Annotated in this window: 22 protein-coding genes; 9 read left to right on the top strand and 13 right to left on the bottom strand. The window is 55.0% G+C overall.

Translation table 11 applies throughout. The features are described 5' to 3' along the window. The first annotated feature begins 484 nt into the window (after window positions 1-484). From IQ241_RS14235 to IQ241_RS14215, 5 genes are all read left to right on the top strand, one after another. The gene (locus tag IQ241_RS14235; protein ID WP_193908278.1) at window positions 485-823 is read left to right on the top strand and encodes a hypothetical protein; all 339 of its coding nucleotides are present in this window, start codon (window positions 485-487) and stop codon (window positions 821-823) included. Between the two features lie 142 nt (window positions 824-965). Continuing rightward, entirely contained in the window at window positions 966-1,397 is a 432-nt protein-coding gene (locus tag IQ241_RS14230) for a hypothetical protein (RefSeq protein WP_193908285.1), read from the top strand. Between the two features lie 47 nt (window positions 1,398-1,444). Beyond that, window positions 1,445-1,876 carry a hypothetical protein gene (locus IQ241_RS14225; RefSeq protein WP_228021717.1) on the top strand — a complete coding sequence of 144 codons (432 nt, stop codon included), beginning with the start codon at window positions 1,445-1,447 and terminating at the stop codon, window positions 1,874-1,876. 47 nt (window positions 1,877-1,923) lie between these two features. Then, entirely contained in the window at window positions 1,924-2,397 is a 474-nt protein-coding gene (locus IQ241_RS14220; protein WP_228021716.1) for a hypothetical protein, read from the top strand. Window positions 2,398-2,511: 114 nt separating this feature from the next. Further along, on the top strand, window positions 2,512-2,889 hold the full coding sequence (locus IQ241_RS14215) for a nucleotidyltransferase family protein (RefSeq protein ID WP_193908276.1): 378 nt from the start codon (window positions 2,512-2,514) through the stop codon (window positions 2,887-2,889). Window positions 2,890-2,921: 32 nt separating this feature from the next. Here the strand turns inward: IQ241_RS14215 and IQ241_RS14210 are convergent, their stop codons facing one another. The 12 genes from IQ241_RS14210 to IQ241_RS14155 all read right to left on the bottom strand — a co-directional run bounded on the left by IQ241_RS14210 (window position 2,922) and on the right by IQ241_RS14155 (window position 12,405). Then, a complete protein-coding gene (locus tag IQ241_RS14210) occupies window positions 2,922-3,866 on the bottom strand; it encodes a hypothetical protein (RefSeq protein ID WP_193908274.1) in 945 nt (314 codons plus the stop codon). Window positions 3,867-4,181: 315 nt separating this feature from the next. Beyond that, window positions 4,182-5,366: a D-Ala-D-Ala carboxypeptidase family metallohydrolase gene (locus IQ241_RS14205; RefSeq protein ID WP_193908272.1), complete on the bottom strand. Its 1,185-nt coding sequence runs from the start codon at window positions 5,364-5,366 to the stop codon at window positions 4,182-4,184. An 88-nt stretch (window positions 5,367-5,454) separates the two neighbouring features. Next, window positions 5,455-5,829, bottom strand: coding sequence for a DUF1818 family protein (locus IQ241_RS14200; protein ID WP_193908270.1), 375 nt, complete (start codon window positions 5,827-5,829; stop codon window positions 5,455-5,457). Between the two features lie 5 nt (window positions 5,830-5,834). Beyond that, window positions 5,835-6,239 carry a hypothetical protein gene (locus IQ241_RS14195; protein ID WP_193908268.1) on the bottom strand — a complete coding sequence of 135 codons (405 nt, stop codon included), beginning with the start codon at window positions 6,237-6,239 and terminating at the stop codon, window positions 5,835-5,837. An 80-nt stretch (window positions 6,240-6,319) separates the two neighbouring features. Beyond that, complete coding sequence (locus IQ241_RS14190; protein WP_193908266.1) at window positions 6,320-6,544, bottom strand: DNA-directed RNA polymerase subunit omega; 225 nt, start codon at window positions 6,542-6,544, stop codon at window positions 6,320-6,322. 95 nt (window positions 6,545-6,639) lie between these two features. After that, window positions 6,640-7,590 (bottom strand): 4-(cytidine 5'-diphospho)-2-C-methyl-D-erythritol kinase, encoded by a 951-nt coding sequence (gene ispE / locus IQ241_RS14185; protein ID WP_193908264.1) that lies wholly within the window; start codon window positions 7,588-7,590, stop codon window positions 6,640-6,642. A 146-nt stretch (window positions 7,591-7,736) separates the two neighbouring features. Next, a complete protein-coding gene (locus IQ241_RS14180) occupies window positions 7,737-7,976 on the bottom strand; it encodes a hypothetical protein (RefSeq protein ID WP_193908262.1) in 240 nt (79 codons plus the stop codon). 8 nt (window positions 7,977-7,984) lie between these two features. After that, a complete protein-coding gene (locus tag IQ241_RS14175; RefSeq protein WP_193908260.1) occupies window positions 7,985-8,848 on the bottom strand; it encodes an ABC transporter permease in 864 nt (287 codons plus the stop codon). A 52-nt stretch (window positions 8,849-8,900) separates the two neighbouring features. Further along, window positions 8,901-10,259: a type III glutamate--ammonia ligase gene (gene glnT, locus IQ241_RS14170; RefSeq protein WP_193908258.1), complete on the bottom strand. Its 1,359-nt coding sequence runs from the start codon at window positions 10,257-10,259 to the stop codon at window positions 8,901-8,903. A gap of 19 nt (window positions 10,260-10,278) precedes the next feature. Then, complete coding sequence (locus tag IQ241_RS14165; protein WP_193908256.1) at window positions 10,279-10,503, bottom strand: creatininase family protein; 225 nt, start codon at window positions 10,501-10,503, stop codon at window positions 10,279-10,281. Window positions 10,504-10,507: 4 nt separating this feature from the next. Continuing rightward, window positions 10,508-11,665 carry an aromatic ring-hydroxylating oxygenase subunit alpha gene (locus IQ241_RS14160; RefSeq protein WP_193908254.1) on the bottom strand — a complete coding sequence of 386 codons (1,158 nt, stop codon included), beginning with the start codon at window positions 11,663-11,665 and terminating at the stop codon, window positions 10,508-10,510. Window positions 11,666-11,766: 101 nt separating this feature from the next. Then, complete coding sequence (locus tag IQ241_RS14155; protein ID WP_193908252.1) at window positions 11,767-12,405, bottom strand: Uma2 family endonuclease; 639 nt, start codon at window positions 12,403-12,405, stop codon at window positions 11,767-11,769. Window positions 12,406-12,534: 129 nt separating this feature from the next. Between IQ241_RS14155 and IQ241_RS14150 the strand changes: the two genes are divergently transcribed. The 4 genes from IQ241_RS14150 to IQ241_RS14135 all read left to right on the top strand — a co-directional run bounded on the left by IQ241_RS14150 (window position 12,535) and on the right by IQ241_RS14135 (window position 15,506). Beyond that, window positions 12,535-13,566, top strand: coding sequence for an aldo/keto reductase (locus IQ241_RS14150; RefSeq protein WP_193908250.1), 1,032 nt, complete (start codon window positions 12,535-12,537; stop codon window positions 13,564-13,566). Continuing rightward, window positions 13,563-14,471, top strand: coding sequence for a class I SAM-dependent methyltransferase (locus IQ241_RS14145; RefSeq protein ID WP_193908248.1), 909 nt, complete (start codon window positions 13,563-13,565; stop codon window positions 14,469-14,471). Before IQ241_RS14150 ends, IQ241_RS14145 begins: the two co-directional genes overlap by 4 nt. A gap of 159 nt (window positions 14,472-14,630) precedes the next feature. Next, entirely contained in the window at window positions 14,631-14,966 is a 336-nt protein-coding gene (locus IQ241_RS14140) for a hypothetical protein (protein ID WP_193908245.1), read from the top strand. A gap of 138 nt (window positions 14,967-15,104) precedes the next feature. After that, window positions 15,105-15,506, top strand: coding sequence for a hypothetical protein (locus tag IQ241_RS14135; protein ID WP_193908243.1), 402 nt, complete (start codon window positions 15,105-15,107; stop codon window positions 15,504-15,506). An 11-nt stretch (window positions 15,507-15,517) separates the two neighbouring features. Here IQ241_RS14135 and hisA read toward each other — a convergent pair whose 3' ends face one another. Then, entirely contained in the window at window positions 15,518-16,291 is a 774-nt protein-coding gene (hisA, locus tag IQ241_RS14130) for a 1-(5-phosphoribosyl)-5-[(5-phosphoribosylamino)methylideneamino]imidazole-4-carboxamide isomerase (RefSeq protein ID WP_193908242.1), read from the bottom strand. Window positions 16,292-16,304: the final 13 nt, after the last annotated feature.

Below are 16,304 nucleotides of genomic sequence, written 5' to 3'. Positions count from 1 at the left end.
CAAGAGGAGCAACGAAGAGTTCGAGAAAGATACCGCAGCGCTGAGGAAGCAGAACGAGCGGCTCGCCGAGCTAGAATCGAAGCTGGATGCCGTGCTGGCCAAATCCGATTCCAGCTTGAGCCCAGCGAAGACCACCGAAGACAGCTAGCCGCCGTTTTAGCCCTGCTGGAGGAATACCGCCAGACGCTTTGAAGGTTGTGTACCGTGATTCCTGGCTGACGTGATGCGATCGCGCCTTCTCACCTCAAAAAGCGTCTTGTCGCTCCCTGGGCTAAAATTAAAGTAGAGATGCCCATTGACTTCCAAACCTTTGTCGCCATTTTTGCGACCCTTCTGGTCTTCCTGACTAGCGTTGTCCTCAGCTATGACACCCTCGAATTCACCGCATACCGAATCCTCCTGCCCCAGTGGGTCGGCCTCCTCCTCGCCACCGTCACGTTTTTCACTGTGGCAGTGGATCAGGTCCTACGGGGGTTTATCCGAGTTGAAGAAGTACAACGCCGAGCTGAGGAAGTACAACGCCGAGCTGAGGAAGCACAACGAAACGCTGAGGAAGCAGAGTTCCGAACTCGCCAAACGAACTTTATCGCTGAGGAAGAGCAACGAAGAATTCAAGAGGAGCAACGAAGAATTCGAGAGGAGCAACGAAGAATTCGAGAGGAGCAACGAAACGCTGAGGAAGCAGAGTTCCGAACTCGGCAAACGAACCTTATCACTGAGGAAGCAGAACGAGCAGCTCGCCGAGCTCGAATCGAAGCTGGATGCCGTGCTGGGCAAATCCGATTCCAGCTTGAGCCCAGTGCCGACCACCGAAGAGAGCTAGTCGCCCTCCTGGCTCTGCTAGAGGAATATCGCCAAACGCTTTGAGTATTATGTACTGTGATTTCTAGCTGACGTGATGCGATCGTGCGCCCTCTCACCTAGAAAAGCGTCTTGTCGCTCCCTGGGCTAAAATTAAAGTAGAGATGCCCATTGACTTCCAAACCTTTGTTGCGATTTTTGCGACCCTTCTGGTCTTCTTGACTGGAGTTGTCCTCAGCTATGACACCCTCGAATTCACCTCATACCGAATCGTCCTGCCCCAGTGGGTCGGCCTCCTCCTCGCCGCCGTCACGTTTTTCACTGTGGCAGTGGATCAAATCCTACGGGGGTTTATCCGAGTTGAAGAAGTACAACGAAGCGCTGAGGAAGTACAACGAAGTGCTGAGGAAGCAGAGTTCCGAACTCGGCAAACGAACCTTATCACTGAGGAAGCAGAACGAGCAGCTCGCCGAGCTCGAATCGAAGCTGGATGCCGTGCTGGCCAAATCCGATTCCAGCTGGAGCCCAGCCCAGCCCACCGAAGACAGCTAGCCGCCGTTTTGGCCCTGCTGGAGGAATATCGCCAGACGCTCTGAGCGCTGCACCGTGACGCTCAACTTCCTGGGTTAAAATCACAGCAGAGATGCCTATTGATTTTCAGACCTTTGTCGCGATTTTTGCGACCTTACTGGTTTTTCTGACTGGAGTTGTCCTCAGCTATGACACCCTCGAATTCACCTCATACCGAATCGTCCTGCCCCAGTGGGTCGGCCTCCTCCTCGCCGCCGTCACGTTTTTCACTGTGGCAGTGGATCAGGTCCTACGGGGGTTTATCCGAGTTGAAGAAGTACAACGCCGGGCTGAGGAAGTACAACGAAACGCTGAGGAAGCAGAGTTCCGAACTCGGCAAACGAACCTTATCACTGAGGAAGCAGAACGAGCAGCTCGCCGAGCTCGAATCGAAGCTGGATGCCGTGCTGGCCAAATCCGATTCCAGCTGGAGCCCAGCCCAGCCCACCGAAGACAGCTAGCCGCCGTTTTGGCCCTGCTGGAGGAATATCGCCAGACGCTCTGAGCGCTGCACCGTGACGCTCAACTTCCTGGGTTAAAATCACAGCAGAGATGCCTATTGATTTTCAGACCTTTGTCGCGATTTTTGCGACCTTACTGGTTTTTCTGACTGGAGTTGTCCTCAGCTATGACACCCTCGAATTCACCTCATACCGAATCGTCCTGCCCCAGTGGGTCGGCCTCCTCCTCGCCGCCGTCACGTTTTTCACTGTGGCAGTGGATCAGGTCCTACGGGGGTTTATCCGAGTTGAAGAAGTACAACGCCGGGCTGAGGAAGTACAACGAAACGCTGAGGAAGCAGAGTTCCGAACTCGCCAAGCGAACTTTATCGCTGAGGAAGAGCAACGAAGAATTCAAGAAAGGAACCGAAGCGCTGAGGAAGCAGAACGAGCAGCTCGCCGAGCTAGAATCGAAGCTGGATGCCGTGCTGGGCAAATCCGCTTCCAGCTTGAGCCCAGCGAAAAGCACAGACGACAGCTAGCAGCCGTCTTGGCCCTGCTAGAAGAATATTATCAAACGCTTTAGCCTATACCGTAATTCATAGCTGCTTGATGCGATCGCGCTTCCTCATCCCAAGAAGCGCCCTGCTTCCTCACTTAAAATACAAGGGAGATATCCTCTTTCCTCTCATTCTGCTCTATGGGTTCTTCTGCTCTAACCTCCCAGGCAATGGCGATTTACCGTGCCTCCGCCCAGCGTCGCAGTCAATCAACTCAGCGGCAGATTATTCGGCGCCGTCAGCGGGCTTGGCTGCTAGCACATCAGGCCGCTGATCTGCTGAAGCAAAACTTCGCGGCGGAAAAAGTTGCCGTGTTTGGGTCCCTACTGTGTCCCTGGTTTTCGCTGAATTCTGATATCGACTTGGCAGTTTGGGGAATTGCTCCTCAAAGCGATTGGTCAGCCGTTGCCCAGCTGCAGGATATTGACTCAGACTTTAAGATTGATTTAGTGGATATGTCCTACTGTCCTGACTCGCTTAAAGCCGCGATCGCTCAAACAGGGCAAGTTCTTTCATGATGAGTGCTTATTAGCTTAGCCCATCGCTACGTTTAATTCTGTTTCTCTACTTGTGACCAAATGAAAGGATGAGATTCTTGGTCTAAATACTCTTCAGAGACTTTTCGATTTAGAGGCTTATATTGTCTCAACAGGGCATCTTTATCATCGGGGGCCAGTATTTCATTGCTGAGCAGCCATTCGGGTATCCATGACACGACGGTTTTAGGACGCTGCCTTTGTAGCGGGTGTAGATAGAGCCAGAGGCACCAAGCTTTCGGCAAGGAAAACCGTTCGAGCAGCCAGCGGTTTAAGAAGCGCATAATTTTTAGCGACTTTCCAGAAAGACTGACATTAAACGCTTTTTTGCCATGGGTCAGCTGACTGGGCTCCAGGGAAATATTTAAGGTCTGCAAGAAATCGCTGATCAGCCAGTCCCGAGGTCGGCTTTCAGGATATATCTTAATAACTAAGTTCTCATCACCAAATACCGTACTCCAGCTTTTAAGAATTTTGTAGTAGTTCCCTCTTTCTTCAAACTCTTCACAAAAATCCTTAATATCTTTTGCATATCCCTTTTTGACCTGCTCAGAATAAAGCGAAAGAAAGAATTTGTCCTGTCTTCTCAGGTATAGAATGATGACGACCTTAAAGCCATCAAACATCTGCTTAACCTGAGCAACCTGCTCGGTACTGAACAAGGAAAAATACTCTGAGCTAATAATGATATTGTCTGCATCATGGGCTTCAATATCTGCTAGTGCTCTTTCTCGAATGTCTCTCAGATCAAAGGTTTTATAGGGGAGAACGTAAAAGTCTTTGTCGTGGGTAAATGACCATGAAAGGGCGATCTGACCGGGGTTATACTTATTGGGAATGCCGATATCGGGATAAAAGTATCCGTTCTCAAGCAGCTTCTGACGATTGGCAAATAGTATCTTTTGCAGCGCTGTCGTACCAGTTTTGAAAGTTCCTATATGAAGATAAACTGTTTTCATAGATTGCCTTGCGCAGGTAAGTACCTGAGCATTAAAATTTACATAGAAGGAATTGTCATTCCGAGCATAGAGAGGAATCTCTCAATCACTGACGCTGCTGGGATAGATGCCTCGACAGGCTCGGCATGACATCAGGCTCTCCTTTGTAAAAAATGTGTAATTAATTTTGTTCGACTACTTATGTCAGCGGTTGACGCTTCCGTCCTCAGCATAAGCGCTCCAAAGGACAGACTCGACCGCCCATCGCCCAGAGGCCTAAATCTTCAGCTGGCCTTAACTTACATTAAGCTAATCTAAAAGTTAATCTAAGATTTTTTAAAATCCATAGCTCCAGCGGGCGTAGTAGCCGCGGGCGTCGATGTGGGTAAAGACCGTAGCGCTGGCCAGACCGCCGCGGGAGCCCCACCAGCTGCTGAGCTGATCGTATACATCATAGGGATGAATGCCCGCCACCACAAAATCGACCGCATCACCGACGATATGGCGGGAACGGCTAGCACCGCCGACGGCCTTGTTCGTCGCTGAGTCACGGTACCATGAGTTAACCCTAATGGGGCGATCGCCTAGCCGCGATCGCACCGCCTCCATCGCTTTGGCAATGCGGATAATGCCATAGACGGCATTGCTATCTACGGGAATGCGGCTGCCGTTTTTAGTGGCTTCGCCCCAGGTAAAGTTACCGTTAGGAAGAATTGGATTAGAGAGATAGAAGGTACTGCTAAAGCCCGGTAGCCGAATGGCGTCACCCGGTGAGGGTTCAGGGGGCGGCGGCGGGGTTTCGTTTTTAGGCTGATTGTCCGGTTCGTTGCCCTCGATAACGACATCTGGGGCGTAGGCATACCAAGTTTTAGCATCGTCAGGTCCCAGGCCGGTGCTGGCTAAGATCACTTTAACGTGATTATTTTCGGCCTTCTCGTGGGCAATCAGCTCGAACGTCGTACCGTTGTTGACAAAATAGCGCTCGCCGCTCGGGAGCTGAGACGACAGCAGCGGTCTAAGCTTAAAAATCGTATCGCTGACCACCTTCAGGGCAATCGTCGAGCCGCTGATTCGCACGTCAGGGCGGTAAACATACCAGGTGTTGCGATTGTCGGGACCAAGGAAAGTATCGGCGATCGCAACTTTCACATGATTGCCCTCGGCCGGCAGGTAAGACTGGAGGTCAAACTGGGTGCCGTTTTTGACAAAGACCTTTTCCGAGTCGGACAGCTGGGTTGACAGGACGGGTCGGAGCTTAAACAGGGTATCGCTGACCACGGCAAGCTTGACCTGAGAGTCGATCACTTTGATGTCGGGATTGTAGGCATACCAGACCTTTTGGTCCGCTGCCAAAGTTTTATTCGCTAGCGCTAGCCGGGTATGGTTGTTGTCTGCTGGCAGATAGGACTGAAGCTCAAAGGACGTCCCGTTTTTAACAAAGACCTTTTCCGAGTCGGGCAGCTCACCCGAGAGCCTGGGGCTAAGCTTAAACAGCGTATTGCTGGTCACGTTGACTTTCATAGGGACACCCCAATCCTGAAATTTACCAAGCTTGAAATTTGAGATTTAGGCTGTGCCCCCATTCATGGCACAGCTCGGCTGCGAACGTCTATTCTGCTTCAAAAAAATTTGAGTTGGCTAGAGCCTGGAGCAGCTGCTTTGTCGCCGCCACCGCCCAGCCACCTTCGCCTCGCCGTCCGGTCAGCAAGATAAACCGCAGACTGTAGCGGTCGGCATAGCCCTCGGCCTCCAGCCAAATGCGCGATGTCTCTTGCTCACAGGTGAGCCGCTCCTGGTCGGATAGCGCTGCCGACATCGCTGCCATGGTTGCCGCTAGCTGAGTGGCCAAGCGACAAAAGTCGGCGAACTCGGCAGCCGTCAGCTCGATCGCCCAATCGTCACCGCCGACTAAGCCCTGGAATTCTGAGGCAGCGCGATCGCACCCCAGCCGCCAGCCCGATCCCGACTGCAAGTTCTTTACCATGTCTGCTAAATAGCAGTAAAGGCTTGAAACAGCGCGAACACCAGCTGATTTCGCTGCTCGCGGCTGAGCGCCGCGATCGCGGCCCTATCCCCTTCAAGGGCGTTGGTCCGCAGCGTCTGTGAACTCGGATAGCGCTCTGGTCGAATTTGCTCAAACGCGCCCAGATAGTCGGCCATGGTTAGCTTCCAGTCAAAGCGAAAGTGGGGCGGACGGTTCTGGATATACAGGTGATAGCGGATCAGCCGACTCACGAGCGTATCCTCCGGCAGGGCAGTGCCGTCCCGGCTGAGGTAGTCATTTTCTAAAGGCAGCTCAGGCAGCTGCTGATAGATTTGTGCCGCAATCTCCTGGGGATTAGAGCGGCGGTAGGCTGGGGCGGGTTGAGATTGGGCCTGGGCGGCTGAGAACATGCCCGCCCCAGTTTGGGGATGCGAAAACCTGCCCCAGACGAGGACGCAAGCTACCGCGCAAGCCGCTAGCCAGAAGCGCTTCATTCCCCAATAATTTCGGGCTGGGTAAGTTCGTCCGACATTTCGACGATGGCCCGCAGCACCGGCTTCATCTTCGACTCATCGATGCTGTCAAATTCCTCATAGCGCCGTCGCTGCGCCCGATTGGCAACCTGTACCGTAATCCGATAGCGGTTGGAGGCCGCGCCGATTAGCTCTTCGGTTCGCCGCATAATCTGCTGATTGTCAAAAGGTAAACGCTTCATACGTGAGTTCAAAGAAAGGATTAGCTGGCCGGAGGGCGTCTCAGAAGATCTATCCGAGAAGCTATCCCGAGCCTGCTGTCCTATCTTAGCAGCCCCTAATCGACCAGACGAATCCCGGTGGGCGAAAACTGGGCCACCCAAAACTTTAGGCTGGGATGGGCGAGCTGCGATCGCACCTGAGTTTGAATCACCTCAGCCTCGGTCTGGGTCTCCGCCAGGGTAAAAATAGTTGGCCCAGAGCCCGTCATCAGCGTCCCCAAACCACCGTAGGCAGCCATCGCATCCCGCAGCTGGGAAACCTCCGGATGGGTTGGCAGTACCACCTTTTCCAAATCGTTGTAGAGGTGCCGGCCAATAGCCGCACCGTCCTTAGCCGAGATGGCGCTGACCATGGGACCAGAGTGAATCCGGGCCTGGCGCTCGGCCAGGGTGCTCTGATCGGAAGCCGAAATGTAGGTGGGGTGAAACTGCTGGCGATAGGTTTTGTAGGCCCAGGGCGTCGCCACCGAGAGGGTCTCAAACTTAGCTAAGACAACCCAGAGGGAGTCCAGGCCAGTCAGCGGGTCGAGCTCTTCGCCCCGGCCGGTTGCGATCGCGGTTCCCCCCATGACGCAAAAGGGCACATCCGACCCCAGTTCGGCCCCCAGCTCTTGCAGCTCCATCTGAGTCAGCCCCAAATCCCACAGCAGATTCAGCCCCACCAGCGCCGCCGCCCCATTGCTAGAACCGCCCGCTAGCCCAGCCCCCACCGGAATCCGCTTATCGATAGTAATTTCGACGCCGCCGCTCTTGTTGGCGACGTCGGGAAACTTTTCCTGTAAAAGCATCGCCGCCCGATAGGCCAGATTGGTGGCGTCAGTCGGCACCTGGGGATGGTCGCAGCGCAGCTGAATCATCGGCATATTCAGCCCCCGGACAGTCACTCGATCCGCCAGGCTGATGCTCTGCATCACCATCACTAGCTCGTGAAAACCGTCGCAGCGATCGCCGAGAATTTCTAAGTAGAGGTTGATTTTGGCTGCGGCTAAGAGGGTGTAGAGGCGCATGGTGGCGTAAAGGGAGAAAAGATTATCTTATAAGGAGCAGGGCGCTGAAAAAAGGGTCGGTAGACCTTTGGCAGCGAAGCCCACAGCTGCTTGGCACTTTCCCGGCTGCGATCGCACAGGCTCCGAACATCTCTCTACTGTGCTTGTCAAGCGCTAGCCACACCGTTTCTTGGCCTTATTGTCCGCAGACGACCATAGCTCGTCTGACATATTAGAGGAATGCTTAATAGCCAAACCAAACACACTACTGTAGAACTTTGTAATAGCTGGGTGAGGCTGTGATGGCGGTGGCGCTCTAGCCAGTCGCTGATGGCGTTGCCGTAGCGCTTTTCAAATTCGGTTTCGGCCACGTGGGGATTGCCCTGGGCATCGTAGGGCTGAGGCATGGTGAGCACTAGTTGCGGGTTTGGTCAGCCCAGGGGGTGAGCATCCTTGAAATAAATTTTAGGCCATAGTCAATCGCCAGGCCAATGATGCCAATCAGAGCGATGCAGAACAGTACCTTATCGGTCTGGAGAAAGCGCTGGGACTGAACAATTTTGTAGCCGAGGCCCTGCTGGGCAGCGACCAGCTCGGCGATTACGAGATAGTTCCAGGCCCCGGAAATGTTTACCCGCAGCGTATCCAGGACGCTGGGGAAGACGGCGGGAACAATTACCCGAGTCAGCACCTCAGCCCGATTTGCCCCCAGGGTATAGGCGACATTGATCATCTCATTGGGAATAAACTTTACCGCATCCGCCACCATGATGGCGTTGTAAAGCACTACGCCGAGGAAGATAATGATGATTTTAGACGGTTCCCCCAGGCCGACCCAGATTACAATCAGCGGCACGAAAGCCATCACCGGCATATAGCGCACCGTCCCCACAATGGGGGCAAACAGGCTTTCCATGCTGTAGAAGGTGCCCATGGCAATGCCGATGGGGACGCCAATAATTCCGGCGACGAGAAAGCCTGCGGCGACGCGAGCGCAGCTCACCAGCACATCAATCACTAGCCCGCCGCTGACGAACATGTCCATCCCCGCGCTGAAAACAGCAGTCGGCGTGGGCAAAAAGGCTGGCGTCACCCAGCCGGCATAGCTGACCAACGCCCACAGCGCGATGGGAACGGCCAGCGCCAGAGCGGAGATCAGCATTCCCAGCCATTTGGGAAAGTCCTGGCGGATACTCCAAAACGTAGAGGGTTCTAGATAGCGCTGTTCTTGAATGGGAGAAAAGTCGTGGGTAGTCGGGTTGATTGTAGATTGAGCCATGGTCAATAGATCTCCCGATCAAAATATTGTTGAAATTGAGGATAGTTGAAGATTAAAAGAACTTGAGATAGCGTTGAATTTCCCAGTCAGAAATGTGAGAGTGGTAGTCTTCCCACTCCTGCCGCTTGAAATCAACGTAGGTGTCGAACATCAGCGGCCCCATCACCGTTTTACTCAGCGGGTCGGCGGCAAAGGCGTCGATCGCGTCTGAAAGCGTTCTGGGCAGGGTCTCTATCCCCTTTTCCTGAAGCTCTGCCTGGGAATATTCGTACATATTTTCCGTATGGGGTTCGCCTGGGTCGAGTCCTTCCCGAATGCCCTCTAGCCCCGCCGCCAGAATCATTGCCGCCCCCAGATAGAGGTTGGTGGCAATATCGGCGGCCCGACATTCCACCCGGCCTCCGGCCATGGGGATGCGCAGCATATTCGTGCGATTGTTGTTGCCATAGCAAATGTAGACCGGTGCCCAGGTAAAGCCCGACATGCTGCCCTGGGGCACCAGTCGCTTGTAGCTGTTAACGGTGGGGCAGGTGACCGCAACAATCGCCGGCGCGTGGCGCAGCACGCCCGCAATAAACTGATAGCCCAGCTGGGAGAGCCCGCAGCGGCGCGGGTCGTCTGGATCTTCAAACAGATTTTCGCCGGTTTTCAGATCGGCCAGCGACATGTTGTAGTGGGCACCGCTGCCGGTGCGATCGCTAAACGGCTTGGGCATAAAGGTGGCGAAATAGCCGTGCCGCCGGGCAATTTCCTTCACCATCAGCCGAAAGAAGGTGAGCCGGTCGGCCATCTTCAGGGCGTCGCAGTAGGTGAAATCGGTTTCAAACTGACCGTTGCCGTCTTCATGGTCAAAGGAATAGACGTCCCAGCCCAGCTGGTTCATCGCTTCGACGATTTCGCTCACCCAGGCAAAGTTGTCGAGCAGCCCCTGCAGGTCGTAGCAGGGTTTGGCTAGGTTGTCGAGATCGCTAACCGGCAGTACCCCCTGCTCGGTCTCTTTCAGAATAAAAAACTCGGTCTCAATCCCCAAATTAAAGCGATATCCCATCTCCGCCGCCTGGGCCAGCACCTGCTTGAGAATGCTACGGCAGCAGGCGTCAAAGGGCCGATCGCCCAGATAGAGGTCGCTGGCAAACCAGACCTTTTCTGAGTCCCAGGGCAGCACCGTAGCGCTGTCCGGGTCGGGCATGGTCGCTACTTCCGGGTCGCTAATCGCCTGCGGCACCCCGTCTAGGGCCGCCCCAGTAAACAGCTCCGACCCGGACATCATCTGCCCCAGGTGAGCCAGGGGCACGACTTTGGCTTTGCACATGCCGTGGATATCGACAAAGCTGGCGATCGCATATTTCACCCCTCGTTCTTCCAGGGAGGTTTTGAGGGACTGGAGTTCAGGCGAAAGCGTTTCAGACATAGGTCTATCCAGTTAGAGTTCAGAACCCCACAGGATTGCGGGGCAGGACGGGGATACCGGTTTCCGCTGAGACCTCCTGAGCGACGGCACTGGCCGAGAAGGTATCGACCCCGACCGGCAGATGCAGGGCGTGCTGCTCGGTGGCGCCCACCGGCAGGATGGCCATATCCATGCCGCTGTCTCGCAGCTGCGCGATCGCGTCCCAGGTCAGTTCTTCCCAGAGCAGAGGAGCAGTCTGAGCCATAGAACTAAGGTGAGACCCCGGCAGCTAATGCCCGCACAATTAGCTCCTGAAACAGGTGCGTCCCCATTTCTCGCCGAGGCGAGAGCCGACCGGGCCGATAGCCGATGGACTGAACCCGCTTTTGGATCTCCGGCAGCAGCGTCAGGTCTTCTTTTTGGATGTCGTCGTAGAACTGGATTAGCGGCTCTAGGTTTTCAGCTGACTTCGCCGCGGGCTGATCGGGCACCAGCCAGTCCCAGCGCACCCTGGTACGAGACGGCCCTTGGGGATCAATCAGGTAGATGATGGCGCAGTTGGGCGCGATAATCCAGGCAAAATTGGGGAAGAAGCTAACGGTAGAAACGCCGGTCATCTCTTTCTCATTTAGCCCGGGCTGAAAGGTGCCCTCGGGATAGACCGACAGGACTTCGCCCGAGTCGGGCAGCACCGGCGTGTATTGCAGGTAGTAGTGATAGCGGGCCTCTGCGGTCACCTGCCGATAGTATTTGGCCAAAATCGGGTGAACGGTGGGCTCGTGGTAGCTCTCGGTATTGTTTTCTACATAGAGCTTCCAATTGGTGTCGGTCCAATAGTCCACACTGTGCGCCCGATGCCAGGTCTGGAGCTGGTAGCGCTGCATCATCTCGGGCAGCTCACCCATCTGCACCGCCAGCGGGTCGGACTCTGGGTCCAGGTTGACGAAGATAAACGGCCCCCAGGTCTCGACCTTCACCGGCGTTAGCGCGTGCTCGGCCCGGTCAAAATTCTCGGCGGCCTCCATGTCGGGCAGCCCGCGCAGGTTGCCTTCCAGGTCAAAGCTCCAGGCATGGTAGAGGCAGGTCAGGCGCTTGCACTGGCCGCTGTCCAAAGCGACCGGCCCGGCCCGGTGGGTGCAGATGTTGAAGAAGCCGCGCAGGGTTCCGGCCTTGTCCTGAACGATGACTAAAGGCTGCTCGGCAATGTCTACGGTGAAGTAGGAGCCTGGCCCATGAAGCTGGCTGAGGTGGCCGACGTAGTACCAGTATTTGCCGAAGATTTGCTGCTGCTCTAGCCGGTAGAGTTCCGCTGAACTGTAGAATTCGGAGGGCAGGGTGAGGGCGGATTGGGAGAGCGATCGCGGCTGCCAGTCCCGCAGCCAGTCGTAAATATCGGCCTGCCTTGGCTGAGTTTCCACAGTGACCATCGCCGTACCCCAAACTTGTCATAACCTGCTTAGGCGCTAGTCTACGGGCTCTGCTCCAAGCTTTTTGTATCGGCAGTTACCCGCCTTAGCCGTAATTTTTCCTACCTGAGCGCCTGAATTCTCCGACGTAAGGCTCGCAAAGCAGGACTTCTGCCAAGCAGAGAGCTCTGCTCAAGCAGCTCTGCCACCAGACCGAGGATCGGCAAGGTCGGAAACGTAGGGCTGACGTTGACTAGCTGGTACTGACCTGCCCGCAAAACATAAATACTGAGCTGTTTCTCATAGCGCCAGAGTTCAGGAACGCCGAGGGCAGCATAGGCATCGAGCTGAGTTTTAGAGGTAACATCGACCTCAATGGCAAGATCGGGTGGCGGGTCAACGGTCAGGTTAATTCGGCGCTTTCCTCGCATTTGCGCCTGATTTTGAATATAAAAACACTGATCGGGTTCAATCCCACTTTGCATCGCTTCCTGCTTGAAGGTCGTCGAGCCGAAACACTCGCAGTCTATCTCTAGCTCATCCAGTAGAATTTTGACCAGGTCACCGATCAGCTCTTTATCAACTTCATGCTCTGGAGTCGGCATCCTGATTTCCAAAGTGCCACGGCTATAGGCAATGCGTGCAGACCGGCTTTCGCCCAGCTCTGCTAAAATGCGCTCGAACTGTTGCCAATCGAGGTTGCGGATCAGCAGCCGCTGACCCGGCGGAACATCGAGCTGTCGAAGCTGGAGGGTGACCATAGTTTGTTCGGAGGCTGGTCTTAAGAGCAGCACCGCCATAGAACAGCAGAATTGTTCTAAGCTAGTATACCGTAAGAAAATATTGAGAAAAGTTTGACAAGATAAAAGACGCTGAGCGACTGCATTAAAATGACATGCCCCAAGAAGACCCGCCGAACGTTTTTAGCAACCAGCCTGACCAGCGCAATAGGAATAGTCGGGTGTTCGGTAGTTCAGCATCAGCAGACATCGTCAATCAATGAAAAAAAGTCTGATACCGCTGCTTTCTCGGCTGATGCTGCGTCAGCCAATCCATGGGTTACGGGATCGAATCCGATGCCCCAGCGGCAGCTAGGGCGCACCGGCACACAGCTGCCAGTTTTAGGATTAGGAGGAGCCGGGCGTACGCCGCTATCGCGATCCAATCAAGAGCAGGCTGCATTAGAGCAGATTCAGCGAGCGCTGGAGTTGGGCATTCGCTATTTCGATACCGCAGCCAGCTATGGACCCAGCGAATCGTACTTGGGTAAAGCCTTACCGCCCTATCGAGCTGAGATCTTCCTGGCGAGCAAAACGGCAATGCGAGATCGCGATGGTGCCTGGCGCGAGCTGGAGCGCTCATTGCAGCGGCTCAACACCGATTATCTCGATCTTTGGCAATTTCATCACGTTTCATTTGCGTCTGAGCTGGAGCTGCTGTTTGGGGCGCAGGGTGCGGTCAAAGCGCTGGAAGAGGCAAAGGAGCAGGGTTTAGTTCGCTTTAGCGGTATCACGGGCCATCATGAGCCTGAGATTATTGCAGCTGGGCTGCAGCGCTATCCGTTTGACCATACCCTGATTCCGGTGAATGCGGCGGATCGCTATCATCCGCGTCCGTTTATTCCTGGCGTACTGCCCCTGGCTCAAGCGCAAAACGTCGGGGTCACGGCGATGAAGGTACCGGCCTATGGCCGCTTGTTTAAGCCCGGGGTGCTAGATGGAATGCACCAGGCGCTAGGATACACGCTATCTCAGGCCGGAGTTCACTGCGCGGTGATTGCCGCAGAATCGATTGCGCAGCTGGAAGAAAATGTGCGAGTGGCGACGGAATTTCAACCCTTAGATGCGATCGCGCTGGCTGAGATTGAGCAGCGCACAGCGGCGGCCTGGCAGGACAATACCTTCTTTCGAGCTTGGACATGAGTGAAGGCGAGCAAGTTGAGGGCTTGAGAAAAGTGCTCGATGCGATGAACACAAACAAAAAGCGCAGCCGAACTTTTAACCAGATTGCTCAGCTCTATGATATGGCTCGGCCTCACTATCCAGCCGAGCTGATGGCAGACCTGTTGGAACTGGCTCAGCTTTCACCGACAGCCCAAATCTTAGAGATTGGAACAGGTACCGGCAAAGCGACCCTTCCTATGGCCCGGCGCGGCTTTAACCTTCACTGCCTAGAGCCAGGCAACAATCTGGCCGCCGTCGCTGCGGAGAATTTGCGTCCCTACCCTAATGCAACCATCAAGACCAGCACCTTTGAAGACTGGCCGCTTCAGACCGAAGTCTATGACCTGGTGATGTCGGCTCAGGCATTTCACTGGGTCGATCCGACAGTCGGCTATGCCAAGGCGGCTCAGGCGTTGAAGCCGACGGGTAACATTGCGCTAATTTGGAACATTGCTTCCAAGTCTGACGATGCGATTTTCCAGCAATTGGATCAGATTTTCATCACTTACGCTGAATGGCGAATTAGGCCATTTGAAGAACTGCAAAAAGAGAGAGAGCAGGAGCTGATTGCCAGTGAATGCTTCGCAGAGCCCATTGTTAAGCGCTATCCCTGGTCACTGCAATACACCACGCAGCAATACCTTGATTTGGTCCGCACTCAGTCGGACTACCTGATTCAGCCAGAGGTGAAGCAGCGGGAACTATTAGACGCGATCGCGACTATCCTCGAAAATAACGGCGGCGGTATCCTCAGGCCCTATGTATCCGTACTCTTGGTGGCGCAAAAGACGTATCTGGCAACGGTTGACCCCCGCAGAACGGGCTCAGAATTTTCGCGCATGGGTTGCTCAGCTTCCCAAAACAGGCGTTTCCTTGGGCGATGAGGCTTTCGACCGCAGCAGAATCTATATCGATAGGGCAGGATAAGTCGCCGTCACTGGGATGATGTATTCTGACGGGAGGCGCAACGTCATATCGGTACGCTTTCGGGAGTGACCTGCTACTGGCGTTTTCGGCCTAAATCCATTTCATCCGCTGAGTTCATGTCTCAAATTACGATCAATCTGGTTCAGGGTTCTGTGCGGTTTAATTTTTCGCAGGCGGCGGCAGCGGAGCTGAAGGGCGCGATCGCGGATCTCATGCAAAGCCTCAAAACCATCGCAGCAGCCAAGTCGAGCGGCGGCATCAAAACGCCAGAGCCGTCGATGGAATATCAGCACACCGGGGACGTGTTTTTAGAAATTTTCTGCAATCCCAACATCTGGCCGAGCCCCTTCGCGGCAAAGCTGCTGATCACCGTGCGCGACGATAAAATGCGGCTAACCACGGAAGCTGAGCTGACCCGGCTGATTGAAGATCTGAACCTGTATCTAGAATGAGCTAATTTTTTTAGCCTCCGAGCTGCGCGTTTATCAGCGCGGGTTGACTTTCCTACATTGGGATGATTAATCGTCGCAAACAGCCCCGCTATACTAAGTTGGCAAGCCCAAACTCATCCCTATTTAGGTAGGCCGATTATGAATCCTGAGACGATTGCAGAACTGATCCAAAAGAGCTTTCGCGTCACCTTAGGCGCTGCGGCCTCAGCGGTAGACGCGGTCCAAAATCCGCAGCAGTCCTCTGAAAAATTTTCGGACATTGGCACAGACTTCGAACGGTTGGCCGATGAGCTCGAAGTGAAGGGAGCGCTGACTGAAAAAGAGGCCCGCGACTTTGTAAATGGGATCATGTCCCAAATGCCGGAGCCGTTCAGAAGCGCCAGTTCTCCCTTCAATAATGGCGATAGCCCTAGCCGGACGACGGTTGACACGACTGCAACGCCAGCCATCAACCCCAGCGTCCAGGCCGAGCTCGAAACCCTGACTGAGGAGCTAACCGCCGTTCGAGCAGAAATCGAGCAGCTTAGCCAGCCGGACTAGGCCCGGTCAGACTAGGTCCAGACAGACTGTCCCAGGTCAGGCGGCACATCCTGCCAGCGGCCCTGGCCAACCGCCCGAATTGCCTGCTTCAGCTCGACGTCGCCCGTATAGAGGGCCTTACCTACGATCACGCCGGTGACGCCGAGCGGCACCAGCCCCAGCAGGCTGAGCAGATCGGTCAGGCTGCTGACCCCTCCCGAAGCAATCACCGGCGTTTTAACCGCGCTGGCCAGCGCTCTCAGCGCCTCCAGGTTGGGGCCTTGCAGCGTTCCATCGCGCTGAATATCGGTGTAGATAATTGCCGCCGCGCCCTGGTCGCCCATTCGCTTAGCCAGGTCGATCGCCGTAATTTCTGAGGTTTCTAGCCAGCCCCGAGTCGCAACTTTGCCATTACGAGCATCGATGCCGACAATAATCTGGCCAGGGAATGCCTGACTGAGCTCGCCGACCAGCTGGGGATTTTCAACGGCAGCGGTGCCCAGGATGGCGGACTGGACGCCGAGGTCAAAGAGGGCAGAGACGCGATCGCGATCCCGCAGTCCGCCGCCAACCTGTACCGGCACATCCACCGCTCGAACGATCGCCTCAATCGCCTGCCCGTTTTCCGGCTGGCCCTGCTTAGCGCCGTCTAAATCGACCAGATGCAGCCGGGTCGCCCCTTCACTTACCCACCGCCGCGCTACCGCTACGGGATTTTCCTCAAACACCTGCGACTGCTCATAGTCGCCCTGGTACAGTCGCACACAGCGACCCGCCAGCAGGTCAATTGCGGGAATGACATTCATGCGTGAAGCCCTA

The sequence above is a fragment of the Vasconcelosia minhoensis LEGE 07310 genome, from assembly GCF_015207255.1.
In the GTDB taxonomy this organism is placed as follows: Bacteria; Cyanobacteriota; Cyanobacteriia; order Phormidesmidales; family Phormidesmidaceae; genus Vasconcelosia; species Vasconcelosia minhoensis.
Note: the sequence above shows the minus strand (reverse complement) of the source record. Positions and strands in the feature narration are given on the sequence as shown.

Bases quoted from the DNA above. Each gene is read 5' to 3' on its own strand.
- ispE (WP_193908264.1), bottom strand. From the start codon at position 7,590: ATGCGCCTCTACACCCTCTTAGCCGCAGCCAAAATCAACCTCTACTTA.
- IQ241_RS14145 (WP_193908248.1), top strand. From the start codon at position 13,563: ATGAGTGAAGGCGAGCAAGTTGAGGGCTTGAGAAAAGTGCTCGATGCG.
- hisA (WP_193908242.1), bottom strand. From the start codon at position 16,291: ATGAATGTCATTCCCGCAATTGACCTGCTGGCGGGTCGCTGTGTGCGA.
- IQ241_RS14150 (WP_193908250.1), top strand. From the start codon at position 12,535: ATGACATGCCCCAAGAAGACCCGCCGAACGTTTTTAGCAACCAGCCTG.
- IQ241_RS14195 (WP_193908268.1), bottom strand. From the start codon at position 6,239: ATGTTCTCAGCCGCCCAGGCCCAATCTCAACCCGCCCCAGCCTACCGC.
- IQ241_RS14180 (WP_193908262.1), bottom strand. From the start codon at position 7,976: ATGCCTCAGCCCTACGATGCCCAGGGCAATCCCCACGTGGCCGAAACC.
- IQ241_RS14200 (WP_193908270.1), bottom strand. From the start codon at position 5,829: ATGGTAAAGAACTTGCAGTCGGGATCGGGCTGGCGGCTGGGGTGCGAT.
- glnT (WP_193908258.1), bottom strand. From the start codon at position 10,259: ATGTCTGAAACGCTTTCGCCTGAACTCCAGTCCCTCAAAACCTCCCTG.
- IQ241_RS14140 (WP_193908245.1), top strand. From the start codon at position 14,631: ATGTCTCAAATTACGATCAATCTGGTTCAGGGTTCTGTGCGGTTTAAT.
- IQ241_RS14190 (WP_193908266.1), bottom strand. From the start codon at position 6,544: ATGAAGCGTTTACCTTTTGACAATCAGCAGATTATGCGGCGAACCGAA.
- IQ241_RS14215 (WP_193908276.1), top strand. From the start codon at position 2,512: ATGGGTTCTTCTGCTCTAACCTCCCAGGCAATGGCGATTTACCGTGCC.
- IQ241_RS14230 (WP_193908285.1), top strand. From the start codon at position 966: ATGCCCATTGACTTCCAAACCTTTGTTGCGATTTTTGCGACCCTTCTG.
- IQ241_RS14165 (WP_193908256.1), bottom strand. From the start codon at position 10,503: ATGGCTCAGACTGCTCCTCTGCTCTGGGAAGAACTGACCTGGGACGCG.
- IQ241_RS14220 (WP_228021716.1), top strand. From the start codon at position 1,924: ATGCCTATTGATTTTCAGACCTTTGTCGCGATTTTTGCGACCTTACTG.
- IQ241_RS14210 (WP_193908274.1), bottom strand. From the start codon at position 3,866: ATGAAAACAGTTTATCTTCATATAGGAACTTTCAAAACTGGTACGACA.
- IQ241_RS14225 (WP_228021717.1), top strand. From the start codon at position 1,445: ATGCCTATTGATTTTCAGACCTTTGTCGCGATTTTTGCGACCTTACTG.
- IQ241_RS14135 (WP_193908243.1), top strand. From the start codon at position 15,105: ATGAATCCTGAGACGATTGCAGAACTGATCCAAAAGAGCTTTCGCGTC.
- IQ241_RS14205 (WP_193908272.1), bottom strand. From the start codon at position 5,366: ATGAAAGTCAACGTGACCAGCAATACGCTGTTTAAGCTTAGCCCCAGG.
- IQ241_RS14160 (WP_193908254.1), bottom strand. From the start codon at position 11,665: ATGGTCACTGTGGAAACTCAGCCAAGGCAGGCCGATATTTACGACTGG.
- IQ241_RS14155 (WP_193908252.1), bottom strand. From the start codon at position 12,405: ATGGTCACCCTCCAGCTTCGACAGCTCGATGTTCCGCCGGGTCAGCGG.
- IQ241_RS14175 (WP_193908260.1), bottom strand. From the start codon at position 8,848: ATGGCTCAATCTACAATCAACCCGACTACCCACGACTTTTCTCCCATT.